The 12068-nt window shown below is 35.1% G+C and carries 11 protein-coding genes; all 11 read left to right on the top strand.

The annotated features are described in order from the left end of the window. The first annotated feature begins 56 nt into the window (after nucleotides 1-56). The 11 genes from ypfJ (at nucleotide 57) to BK137_RS11455 (ending at nucleotide 12065) form a co-directional block, all read left to right on the top strand. Nucleotides 57-911, top strand: coding sequence for a KPN_02809 family neutral zinc metallopeptidase (gene ypfJ / locus BK137_RS11505; protein WP_038186323.1), 855 nt, complete (start codon nucleotides 57-59; stop codon nucleotides 909-911). Between the two features lie 198 nt (nucleotides 912-1109). Beyond that, complete coding sequence (locus tag BK137_RS11500) at nucleotides 1110-1823, top strand: YebC/PmpR family DNA-binding transcriptional regulator (RefSeq protein ID WP_038186322.1); 714 nt, start codon at nucleotides 1110-1112, stop codon at nucleotides 1821-1823. A 758-nt stretch (nucleotides 1824-2581) separates the two neighbouring features. Further along, nucleotides 2582-3670, top strand: a complete 1089-nt coding sequence (locus BK137_RS11495) for a glycosyl hydrolase family 8 (protein WP_038186320.1) — start codon at nucleotides 2582-2584, stop codon at nucleotides 3668-3670. Continuing rightward, nucleotides 3655-4512: a diguanylate cyclase domain-containing protein gene (locus tag BK137_RS11490; RefSeq protein WP_038186318.1), complete on the top strand. Its 858-nt coding sequence runs from the start codon at nucleotides 3655-3657 to the stop codon at nucleotides 4510-4512. The genes BK137_RS11495 and BK137_RS11490 overlap by 16 nt, the downstream gene beginning before the upstream one ends. After that, a complete protein-coding gene (locus BK137_RS11485; protein WP_038186317.1) occupies nucleotides 4502-6220 on the top strand; it encodes a DUF2334 domain-containing protein in 1719 nt (572 codons plus the stop codon). Before BK137_RS11490 ends, BK137_RS11485 begins: the two co-directional genes overlap by 11 nt. Next, entirely contained in the window at nucleotides 6213-7484 is a 1272-nt protein-coding gene (locus BK137_RS11480; protein ID WP_038186316.1) for a glycosyltransferase family 2 protein, read from the top strand. The genes BK137_RS11485 and BK137_RS11480 overlap by 8 nt, the downstream gene beginning before the upstream one ends. After that, nucleotides 7481-9607 (top strand): cellulose biosynthesis cyclic di-GMP-binding regulatory protein BcsB, encoded by a 2127-nt coding sequence (locus tag BK137_RS11475; protein WP_038186314.1) that lies wholly within the window; start codon nucleotides 7481-7483, stop codon nucleotides 9605-9607. Before BK137_RS11480 ends, BK137_RS11475 begins: the two co-directional genes overlap by 4 nt. Nucleotides 9608-9803: 196 nt before the next feature. Further along, entirely contained in the window at nucleotides 9804-10517 is a 714-nt protein-coding gene (locus tag BK137_RS11470; RefSeq protein WP_038186311.1) for an AAA family ATPase, read from the top strand. A gap of 14 nt (nucleotides 10518-10531) precedes the next feature. Further along, nucleotides 10532-10966: a GNAT family N-acetyltransferase gene (locus BK137_RS11465; protein ID WP_038186309.1), complete on the top strand. Its 435-nt coding sequence runs from the start codon at nucleotides 10532-10534 to the stop codon at nucleotides 10964-10966. Nucleotides 10967-11063: 97 nt separating this feature from the next. Next, nucleotides 11064-11624, top strand: a complete 561-nt coding sequence (locus tag BK137_RS11460; protein ID WP_179078266.1) for a YdcF family protein — start codon at nucleotides 11064-11066, stop codon at nucleotides 11622-11624. A gap of 24 nt (nucleotides 11625-11648) precedes the next feature. Next, the gene (locus BK137_RS11455) at nucleotides 11649-12065 is read left to right on the top strand and encodes an NUDIX hydrolase (RefSeq protein ID WP_038186602.1); all 417 of its coding nucleotides are present in this window, start codon (nucleotides 11649-11651) and stop codon (nucleotides 12063-12065) included. Nucleotides 12066-12068: the final 3 nt, after the last annotated feature.

The following is a 12068-nucleotide window of genomic DNA, read 5'->3' as shown; positions in this document are numbered from 1 at the left end:
GCATAAATAGATGGGTAAAAATATATGAAGTTAGAGTAATAAGGAGATGTATTACGATGAATTGGAAAGGAAGAAGGCAAAGTTCCAATGTAGAGGATCGAAGAGGAATGAAAGGCCCTGCCGTAATTGGAGGGGGCATAGGCGGTATCGGTATAATTATCGTCCTCCTTTATACATTGCTAGGCGGTGATCCACAAGATATTTTGAATGGTTCCCAGCAGTCTATTCCTACGGAGCAGCAAAGCTCTACTTATATTCCAACTGCCGAGGAAGAAGAACTAGCGAGTTTTGTTAAAGTTGTCCTCGCAGATACTGAGGATGTCTGGGCGGAAATCTTTAAAAAAGAAGGCATGACATATAAAAACCCAACGCTCGTGTTATTTTCAGGTAGCGTACAGTCAGGATGTGGGACAGCTAGTGCGTCTGTAGGTCCATTCTATTGTCCAGCAGATCAAAAGCTATATTTTGATTTAAGTTTTTATCAAGAATTAAAGAACCAATTTAAAGCGCCAGGGGATTTTGCCATGGCCTATGTTGTTGCACATGAAGTAGGTCACCATGTACAAACATTGTTAGGAACTTCTGAAAAAGTACACGAGATGAATGGTAAAGTATCGCAAGCTGAGTACAATAAATATTCAGTTATGCTAGAGCTTCAAGCGGATTACTATGCAGGTGTATGGAGCCATTATGTACAAGGAGAGGGCCTTTTAGAAGAAGGAGATATTGAAGAAGCACTTACTGCCGCGAACGCTATCGGTGATGATACACTCCAAAAAGAAGCTCGTGGTTATGTAGTACCTGAAAGTTTTACGCATGGTACATCTAAGCAACGTGTAAAATGGTTTAAACAGGGATTTCAGAATGGAACAATTGAAGGTGGCGATACTTTCAAGTCCAAAGACTTATAGGAACTAGAAAAAGGTATAAAACGCTAAAAAAAACGGAAGAAGACTAGTTTAGCACCATTTTCGCATTTGACGAATATATTAATTGCTATGAAAATAGTGTATAATACTACAGTAAATTAATGGCTTATCCTCAAGTGGGCAAGAGTAAATGCTCGCGCGTCATTTATATGTAGACTATTTGAAAGAGAGTGAAAATACATGGGACGTAAGTGGAACAATATTAAAGAGAAAAAAGCTGCTAAAGACCAAAGTACAAGCCGTATCAACGCTAAATTTGGACGTGAAATTTATGTAGCTGCTAAACAAGGGGAACCTAATCCAGAATCTAACGGTGCATTAAAAGTTGTTTTAGAACGTGCTAAAACATACAGCGTCCCAAAACATATTATTGACCGTGCAATTGATAAAGCTAAAGGTGGCGGGGACGAAAACTTTGATGAACTTCGTTATGAAGGTTTCGGACCGAATGGCTCAATGGTCATCGTTGACGCTTTAACAAATAACGTAAACCGTACTGCTGCAGATGTACGTGCTACATACGGTAAAAACAACGGGAACATGGGTGTCAGCGGTTCTGTAGCCTATATGTTCGATCCTACAGCTGTATTCGGTATCGAAGGAAAAGAAGCTGAGGAAGTACTTGAAATGCTGATTGAAGCTGATGTTGATGTACGTGACGTATTTGACGAAGGTGAAGCAACAATTATTTATGCTGAACCTACTCAGTTCAACGCAGTACAAGAAGCTTTAAAAGAGCAAGGTATTACGGAATTCACAGTAGCAGAATTAACAATGCTACCTCAAACTGAAATCCAACTTGAAGGCGATGACCTAGCAAAATTCGAAAAGCTAATTGATGCACTAGAAGAACTTGACGATGTTCAACAAGTTTATCACAATGTAGAACTTTAATATCTGAGGGTTTTCTGGTTCAAGAAATGCAATTTATGACTTGGATAACTTAAAGCCAGTGGCAATTTCGCCACTGGCTTTTTGCTGAACTTTTGAGGTAGGCGATAATAATATCAGTACAAGAAGTTTTAAAGGTGTTAAATAAAAATAAAAACTAAGAGGTATCTCATAAGTCGATTTTTTGACTTCGGGATACCTCTTTTTATATACAAAGATAGAAGGTGTATCTATATTTTTAATGTTACTGGATATTATCAAAGAGTATAACAATTTTTGCATAGAAAAATAATGTGTGTTTAAAAAAATAACTTTTTATGTAGTTATATATCCCTGATTTTTTTGGTGTAAAAACAAGGTGTAAAGCAGTAAAATAGAATTAAACAATAGAAAGTAATAGTAAATAATTGATTAATAAGGGTTTAAAAACGGCTTTTTTATATGCCGATATAGTAAAATAGTTGTCCGCCGCATTAAAAAAAGTAAGATATTAATAGCTTTATTTTGATAAATCATTTTTAATCTATAAATATAAAACTTTTTAAACAAGAAGAAGTAATGAAGATTGAAAAAAATATTAAATAACATTTAAGTTATAAAAGTGCTAAGGAACTGGTGCACAATTATATTATTTCAATATATCTGTATGAGGGGAAATCTAACGGACGTTTACTAATGACATAAAAGGGTAGCTGATAGACGTGGAAATCAGATTTCCTAATTTTGGTCATCTAGTAGACCTGATAGGAAGGGTATTATATATGAGAATACTAACTATGTTATTGCTATTTTCTACACTTATTTTAAGCTCGTGTTCTTCATTTGAACAATCGGATAAGCAATTAAAAGTGCTCCAAGCAGAGGTACCTAGAGTTGAAACAGAAGCATTTACTCAAAAGTACCTTATCCAAAAGGATGGACGTATACGCACTAATTTGACAGATCGATCTGATAACTATTTATCTGAGTCAGTCGGATTATGGATGCAATATTTAGTGGAAAGAGATAGCTATAATCAGTTCCATAATCAAGTTGAAGTGCTACGAAGCTATTTTTTAACTAACGATAATTTAATTGCTTGGGAGCTAAATGGAGAAGAGAAGGCAGCTGCAAACGCTGCTATCGATGATTTACGTATTGTGGATGCACTGTTTAATGCAGGTGTGCGATGGAAAAATCCAGCGTATACAAAACTCGCTCAACAGTTAGGGGAAAGTTTTGTTAGTGTCCAATTGAAAGATAACCTAATGGTTGATTACGTAGATTTAAAAAGTAAAAAACAGAGTAATGAAGTAACTATTAGCTATATCATTCCGTCTGGTTTTGATCATTTACAGAGTAAAGGATTAATATCGTCTGATGTATATAAAGCAAACCGTAATTTACTATTAAAGGCTCCGCTCTCTAAGAATGGATTTTACCCAAAGTATTACGATTTGGAAAAATCTACTTATTTCTATGATGAAGAAATCAACTTAATAGACCAGCTTTATGTCGGGTATCATTCGTCTCAATGGAAAGGTAATACGGACAAGCTAATGAAATTTTTGAAAATGGATTTTGCTAAAAACGGAGGAAAGCTATTTGGTCGTTATGATGCAGAGACGTTTAGGCCAACAGTCGATTATGAAGCTCCTTCGGTTTATGCGTTGGCGATCTTGTTTTCATTAGAACGTGGTGATAAGAAGTTTGCTCAGCAACTTTATAATAGAATGCTGATTTTACAACAAAGTAATAAGAAGCAGGAGTATTACGGAGGTTATATTGATGTAGAAACGCTAGAAACACATGCATTTGATAACTTATTGCCTTTAATTGCAGAAAGGAAGATTGAATGGAGCGGTTTTTAAACGCAAATAAGCAAACTCTATTGCTTATTACAATACTTATATTGTTATTACAAATTCCTTCTTATTTCATGTGGGATTATGGAAGTGAAGGAATTCTTTTATATGTTTTTTTAATCATTTTAATTATTGTGAGCTTGTTATTGGGAACAGTAACAGGTCTGATTTTTAGTTTAATATTCATCTTCATTATTGGTAGTGTTTTGATTTATTTTAATTACACCGAAAATGCATTTGTAATTAGCTTTACAATGCCGGTACAGCTGTTTTTGGTATATGGGCTAATGCTGATTGTTCTGGTGTTAATAGCAGGACGTTTGCAAGAAGTTATTATTGCCCGGGAAAAGCTGAATCAGCGTTTGCAAGAAGAAGTACGCAATTTTATCGCTGTCGATGTTGAAACAGGTTTTGATAACAACTATCGAATGGGTATAGCGATAAAGGAAGAGATGATGCGTGTAGACCGTTATGGTAAATCTTTTACTTTAATTCTATTACAGATTGACCACTTAAAAGATTTTAATAGACTTTATGGCGCTAAAGAAACAAAACATTTGCTTCAGGGGTTAGCTCAAACAATGGATAAAGCAATGCGTTTGACAGATAAAAAATTCAGATATGATACAGATCGTTTTGCCATTTTATTGACAGAAACCGGTGGCGATTCGATTGATTTAGTAATTGAGAAACTGGCTAGCAAGATCAAAACACATCAGCTTTTAAGTGGCAAATATGTAACTTTGACATTCCGTACTGGTTTTTCTGTATATGAGCCGAAACTAGATACTTCATATGAGGAGATTATCAGTAGGGTTGAAAGTGAGATGGTTTCTCATGAACTATAAACGGTTGATTTTAGGGATTTCCATCATAACGGTGATGTGCATTCAAAGTATACCTGTATTTGCTACAGTCTCTACAGAGCAGAAGAAACCAACAATATTGGTAGCTTATCAGTCAGCGAATGGTAAAGCGAATTCAGACACTCTATTACTTGAAGCGATTTTTGCAGGAATATCTGATCAAGTTCAGTTATCGAGTGTTCAACAAGTAACAATTGAAACCATAAAAAATATAGACGTCGTAGTATTTGTAGGCGAAGACAGAGGTAATTTACCAACGGATTTTTTAAAGGCTATAAATAATTTTAAAGGTCATTTAATTGTTTTTGGTAAAAATGCGGAACAACTCCCTCGCTTTGAAAAATGGCAATTCTTCGGTACGCAATCACTTCGGACTTTGGATGGAGAGCCACTTTCTAAGTTAATCAATATAGAATATGTCAAACCACCAAAAGGTAGTGAAGTGCTAGTTGAAGGTGCGAATCTAAATACTAAGTATCCTGTTATTGTGAAAGCCGGTAAAACATCTTTTATAGCAAAATCAAATTTTATTTCCGATGATAATTATATTTTGTCACGAGAATTATTTAGTTTACTAGACTTGCAGGAACCGGCAAAACATCTGGCATATATTCGTCTAGAGGATATCTCTCCTATATCAGATCCGAAGCTTGTGAAGGAAACGGGTGAATATTTAGCAGAAAAGGGTATTCCTTTTTATATGGCACTAATTCCTGTTTATGTGAATAGTGAGACGGGAGAACAAGTGCAATTAAAAGATAGTAAAAAGCTAGTGAAAGTGCTACAGCATTTACAAAGCTTAGGTGGTATGGTTATTGCCCATGGCTATACGCATACGTATCGACATACAGAAACAGGCGAAGGTTTCGAGTTTTGGGATTCAATCAACAATCAAAAAATTTCATCGATAAGCGCTAGCGATGAACCTATAAAAATGAAAAAAAGATCTGATTTTTCGGTAGAGAAAGCATATCAACAATATTTGGGATCGATTGATGAGATAGAGAAGAAATATATTGAAGATAAAATGGAGCACTCTATTGAAAAATTAACAGAATTAAAATTGTACCCAATTTCCTTTGAGGCACCACACTATGCAATGAGTTCAACAGGATATGACATCATTGCAAAACAATTCACATCCATGTTTGGGCAAATTCAATTATCAGATGATACGTGGAAGAGGATGGCTGTGCCGTTAATGATAAGTAAGCCGTCACTACTAAGTGGTATGACATTATATCCTGAAACGATTGGATTTATTGATCCAAGTAGTCCGGATCCCTTAAAAGATATGGAAGAACAAATAAATAAAGTGCAGCAGGTTCCTGGTTCAGTCATTGGCGGCTTTTATCATCCATATTTAGGAATGGAATATTTGCCTGAAATGGTGAGCTTAATAGAAGGGGTACCGAATTTAGAATGGTTGGATTTAAGAAAAACAAAACAAATCGTACAGTCTGAAAACATTATGATTCACCAAGAGAAAAATGGGGACTTAAACGTAGTATCTCACATTAAATGGACAGATAAGGTAAAGCAAAGGATGGAAGAAAATCCATTTGAAATGGTGTTATGGACCTTAGCAATTATTGTCGCTTTATTTGTTATAGCATTCTTTATTTATGTTGTGAGCTTACGTACTAAGCTGCGAAAACGATTGTTTGAGGAGCGAAATTTAAATGGCTAATATATTATTTTACATTGCGCTATTTTTAATATGGATTATGCTTTTATACCATATGTTCTTAATGCAAGGTGGCTATCTTCACTTTAGGACATTTGAGCGTGTTATTCCTGAATGGGAAAAGAAAATGGTTGAATTGCCAACCGTAAGTGTTTTTATACCTGCGCATAACGAAGAGGTTGTAATTGGGCAGACTTTACAAGCAATGTCGCGGTTACATTATCCGAAAGAGAAACTCGAAGTAATTGTTATAAATGATAATTCTTCAGATAGAACAGGTGAAATTGCAAGACAGTTTACAGAAAAACACCCCTTTATTCGTGTTATTGAAACTGAGCCTCCAAATAAGGGGAAGGGTAAGTCCTCTGCGTTGAATGAGGCGTTAAGAAAATCGTCTAGTGATGTGATTGTTGTTTATGATGCAGATAATACACCGGAGAAAATGTCAGTTTGGTATTTAGTAATGGGATTAGTAAATGATCCAAAGGCAGCAGCTGTGGTTGGTAAATTTAGAGTTATTAATGCGGCAAAAACCTGGCTTACTCGTTTTATTAATATAGAAACGATTTGTTTTCAATGGATGGCGCAAGGTGGCCGATTTAAATGGTTCAAAGTGGCGACAATTCCTGGTACGAACTTTGCTATTCGACGAAGTATTGTAGAGGAACTTGGTGGCTGGGATGTTAAAGCATTAGCTGAGGATACTGAGTTAACCATTCGCGTTTACAATAAAGGTTATCATATTAGGTTTTTCCCTAAGGCTATAACATGGGAGCAAGAGCCTGAAACACTAAATGTTTGGTGGAAGCAACGAACTCGCTGGGCCCGAGGAAATCAATATGTCGTCCTTAAGTTCTTGGGGCAATTTTTTAAGTTGAAACGTAAAAGTATTATTTTTGATTTATTTTACTTTTTCTTTACGTACTTCCTATTCTTTTTCGGTGTTATTTTATCAAATACTCTGTTTATCATTAATCTCTTCTATGATCTAAATCTATCAATTGGTAATGTAGCTCTTGCACTATGGATCCTGGCATTCCTTTTATTCTTAGCTGAGGTAATGATTACGTTAAGTATAGAGAAAGCTGAGATGAATCGGACAAATTTCTTTTATGTAATATTAATGTACTTTTCTTATTCTCAAATGTGGATTGTTTTAGTTGTTTATTCATTATTTTTAGAGATGAAAAGAGTGTTATTTAAACAAGAAGTGAAATGGTATAAAACAGAGCGCTTTGAACAAAAAGATAAAGGGGAAAAAACATGAAGCAATATCAGTTATTAATAGCTAGTTTATTATGCATAATTATTGTGGCTTTGGCACCAACCAAAAGTGAGGCAAATACTACAATTTCAGCCAATGGAATAAAAGTGAATAATGTTAAAGACACGAATCAACCTCAACCTTTTACCAATGCGCCAATTACTTTAAATGGCCCAGCAGGTGAGGTCACTTTCTACTACGAATTAGTAGCAGATGCAAAAGGAAAAGAAAGTAAAATTGTCTTGAATACTGAAAACTCTGAGTTATTAATTGCGCCATCATCACTATCAGTTAGTGTAGATAATAAAATGGTGAAATCAATCGCAATTAATGGGGACAAGCCTGTACGTGAAATGACTATTCCACTTAAAGGTGATGCTCTGAAAGAAGGAATTCATGCTGTAACTGTTAAATATTATGGTGTACTTAAAGAAGGAATGTGTGTAAAGCAAGGAACTTCAGCTAATTGGCTTACACTTAATATCAATTCATATTATCAGTTGGAGGGTCTAGTAAAAAAGACAGATGTTACGTTAGGTGATTATCCAGCTAATTTTGTAGGAACTGAGGAACAACCTGTATATATTGTTATGCCAGATAAGCCTTCAACAAATACGTTAAACAGTGCACTTCAGATGACTAATTTCTTATCAAATCAATCAGGTAGAAAAAATGCAGTACAAATTACTAGAGAATCGAAAATAAAAGAATTAAATCAGAATGTAGTTTTTATAGGTGTACCCTCTGAATTTTCAAATTCCAATATAAAAAAACTATGGCAAGATGCTAATGTGAAGCAAACGGCAGATGCACTTCATCTATCCATTCGCACATTAAAACATGGACAGCAAGAAACTTCAGCAATGTTTGTAACAGCTAACAAGGCAACTGATTTAGAAGATAGAATTGCTATTTTAACTAATCCGCAATTCTCAAAACAACTGAGTGGCTTAGATTTGTCGGTAAAGGATATACCAAAACAGTTGAATTTGACACAGAATGGTAGCGCCACATTAGAACAATTTGGTGCAGAGAATATTACGCTTGATAGTCAGAGTACTAATAGCGCGCATTATTATTACTATGTCTCACCTAATACGCAACTAAATAAGGCATTTACACTCAATCTAAAATTAAAAAAATCCGAAAGTATTACATCTATGAAAGAGCAATCGGAATTAGACAATAGTACAAATATCGAATTAATCGTAAATGTAAATAATATTCCGCATTCGGTGAATCTACGTACATTAGCAGATAGTAAGGATGGAATTTACAATGTAAGTGTACCAATTGATGCTAAAGCAATTAAAGATAACCGTTTAATAGATTTGCAGTTTCAAACTACTGGTTTGGGCGTGAATGATCCTTGTAAAGAAACAGATGAAAAACGTTGGATTTATATTGAGAAGGATAGTACTTTTACATTACCAATAATACAAAATGTTGATGAACAAAAGGGGATTACATTTGCTGCATTTCCTTATCCATTTGTAAGTACAGAAGGGATGCCTATTGTTGTCTTACCTAAAAAAACAGATGTTTTAGATGAGCAATTACTCAAGTTATATAATGCGATATTGCAAGGTGTTCAACAACCTACTATACAATTAAAAACTGCTGAGCAAGTAACAGCTAAGGATGCTGAAAAAGCAAATGTTATATTTATAGGCGGGCCGAATGAACAACCTTTGTTACAAAAAAAGGTGAATGATTTGATAGTTTCATATAAGGGAAATAAGGCAGTATTAAGTGATGAGGGCTTTGTTTCGGAAACGGTTCAACAATTTAGCTGGATCCAAGAAAACCCTTGGAGTAAAGGGAATCATTCAATTCTTGTTATTGATCATCAAGGGTCTACTCCCGATTTTATGGAGAATAAATTTCTTGATGAAATAATAAACTCAGATGAATTGGCAACGGTCGCTGTACAATCTAGTGACAAGCAATTTTTTACTAATGCTGAATATGTGAAAACAAACAAGCAATTAAATGTCGATAGTGAAAATGGGAAAATTAATAACTCAATATCAAAATGGTGGATTGTTGGATTTGCAGGATTACTCTTGATGATTGGACTTTTGATTTTTAGAATTAAAAGAAGAAAGAATAAGAAGTTGAGATAGATGGAAAAAGACTAGTTCACATTTAATGAGCTAGTCTTTTTTAGAGAATTAATTACTGATGAAACCAATGGAAATGCAATAAGAAGGCAGATATTAATTATTATACTTAGGCAATATTTAAATACCCTTGGAGCATTGATAGCTCTTAGGGTATCTTTATTATAATTATGAAAATGTTCAGAAGGAGGAAAATAGCATGTTTCTAAAGAAAGTAACTTTATTAAAAGACGGTACTGAAAATTTAAGTGAATATCCGTTCAATATTCCTTCATTACAAGTACTTGAAACATTAGAATTCACACAAAATGTAACGTTTTTAGTCGGTGAAAATGGCTCCGGGAAATCGACATTACTAGAGGGTATTGCTGATAAATGTGAGTTTAATACTGCAGGTGGAGGTCGCAACAATTTATATGAGGTGCATGCTGCAGAATCTGTATTAGGGAACCATTTACGGTTGTCTTGGTCACCAAAAGTAATGAATGGTTTTTTCCTTCGAGCGGAAACGTTTTATCAGTTTGCATCACATATCGATTCGGATCCTATGCATTTAAAAGCATACGGTGGAAAATCATTACATCAACAATCGCATGGAGAAGCGTTTCTTTCACTTTTTAAAAATAGATTTGGTAAAAAAGCTATATACTTATTAGATGAGCCCGAAGCAGCATTATCGCCTGCTAGACAATTATCATTAATGCGCATTATGAAAGATTTAGAGGGTGAAGCACAGTTTATTATTGCAACACATTCACCTATTTTACTTGGTTATCCGGAGGCGACTATTTATGATTTTGATAGTCAGCCTATTCAAGGAGTACGCTATGAGGAAACATTACATTATATCTTAACAAAACGTTTTTTAGATAATCGGCAAGCTATCTTACATGAGCTTTTTGCTGATGATTAGAAGGAGAGAGAAAAATGAATTATACATATTTCAACGGCATTCCTAATAAAGAGATTCTTATAGGCATACAAGATCTTCATAAGCATGTATTTGAAGGTGCAGAGCTAGAGGTGAGTGAGCTGAAGGTGAAGCCTCAATTGCTGTGCTGTGTAGCTATAGATAATGCTAGATTAGCTGGTTTTAAATTAGGGTATGAGATGGGAGAAGGGAAGTTTTATAGTTGGCTTGGTGGGGTTCATTCGGATTACCGTGGTCAAGGAATTGCTTCGTACTTAATGGAGCTACAGCATAAAATAGTACAGGAGAGTGGGTATAAAATAATTCGTACGATTGGGAGAAACCAACGTCGAGCGATGCTTGTTCTTAATATTAAGTATGGTTTTAATGTAATCGAAACATTTATAAGTAAAAAAGGTACCCATAAAATAATACTAGAGAAAGATTTATAATGGCTTTCGTTTGTGAATCTTTTCCATCATCTTTATCGGTAAAAAATAAAAAGTGGAAGAGGTTGATATATTGAAAAGTTTAATAAGGAGGCTTCTAATGATTGGAGGAAGCATTGTTGTCGTAGCTGGTTTAACGTTTTGGGTTGTGACAACTAGATGGCTATCAGCTGGAACAGAGCCGAAAGCGGATGGCTCGAATGAGTATGCACTTGTGTTAGGTGCAAAGGTGAAGAAGGGGAACGTACCGTCGAAATCTCTTTCTTATCGTTTAGATGCTGCGTTACAATATGCAAAGCAATATCCTCACGTCAACTTAATTGTGTCGGGTGGGCAAGGGCCGGATGAAGATGCAACGGAGGGATCTGTTATGCAAGCATATTTAGTAGAGCATGGTTTAAGCCCTAATCGAATTATAATAGAGGAAAAGGCAACAACTACTTATGAGAATATTGTTTATTCATTAGAGTTATTGGATCAGGATATTAGCTCTCTAACAATCATTTCAAGCGATTATCATTTAGAAAGAGCTAAGATGCTTGCTGATCGATTAAAACTTAAAGTGGATGTCGTTGCCGCAAAAACGCCGAAAATTATTGAGGCAAAGGTACGTTTCCGTGAACGCTTTGCATTAGTAAAATCGTATATACTAGGTAAGTAGTTAATAGGAGGTTGTTAAGTGAGTATTTATAAATGGCAAGGTGCAGCAGGGGTTTGTTTAAATGGCAATGGAGAAGTATTAATGGTACTTCAAGCAGCACCAGGTGAAGAGAAGAAATGGACAGTACCTAGTGGTGGTATCGAAGGTAATGAAACGTTTGAAGAGTGCTGTCGTCGAGAGTTTTTTGAAGAGACAGGTTATGAAGTAAAAGTGATAAGAGAACTTTATACGAAGTCAAACGAACTTAAAGCCCTAGGTATTGAGATTGATGTACATTATTTTCATGTGGAAATCATAGGTGGAGAGCAAGTTATCGCAGATCCCGACAATTTTATATATGAAATTGCCTGGAAAAAAGGGGAGGAGCTACCGTCTTTACCGATGTCGTATTCTGACGATGCACCGTTGTTGCAGGAATTTATTCGAGCATTAAAAAAATAAAAA

The organism is Viridibacillus arenosi (assembly GCF_001955655.1).
Lineage (GTDB): Bacteria > Bacillota > Bacilli > Bacillales_A > Planococcaceae > Viridibacillus > Viridibacillus arenosi.
The sequence above is the reverse complement of the archived record's forward strand: the minus strand, read 5'-3'. Positions and strand labels throughout refer to the sequence as shown.

Coding starts and splice junctions, on each gene's coding strand:
- BK137_RS11460 (WP_179078266.1), top strand. CDS start 11,064: ATGATTGGAGGAAGCATTGTTGTCGTAGCTGGTTTAACGTTTTGGGTT.
- ypfJ (WP_038186323.1), top strand. CDS start 57: ATGAATTGGAAAGGAAGAAGGCAAAGTTCCAATGTAGAGGATCGAAGA.
- BK137_RS11490 (WP_038186318.1), top strand. CDS start 3,655: ATGGAGCGGTTTTTAAACGCAAATAAGCAAACTCTATTGCTTATTACA.
- BK137_RS11500 (WP_038186322.1), top strand. CDS start 1,110: ATGGGACGTAAGTGGAACAATATTAAAGAGAAAAAAGCTGCTAAAGAC.
- BK137_RS11495 (WP_038186320.1), top strand. CDS start 2,582: ATGAGAATACTAACTATGTTATTGCTATTTTCTACACTTATTTTAAGC.
- BK137_RS11465 (WP_038186309.1), top strand. CDS start 10,532: ATGAATTATACATATTTCAACGGCATTCCTAATAAAGAGATTCTTATA.
- BK137_RS11480 (WP_038186316.1), top strand. CDS start 6,213: ATGGCTAATATATTATTTTACATTGCGCTATTTTTAATATGGATTATG.
- BK137_RS11475 (WP_038186314.1), top strand. CDS start 7,481: ATGAAGCAATATCAGTTATTAATAGCTAGTTTATTATGCATAATTATT.
- BK137_RS11485 (WP_038186317.1), top strand. CDS start 4,502: ATGAACTATAAACGGTTGATTTTAGGGATTTCCATCATAACGGTGATG.
- BK137_RS11470 (WP_038186311.1), top strand. CDS start 9,804: ATGTTTCTAAAGAAAGTAACTTTATTAAAAGACGGTACTGAAAATTTA.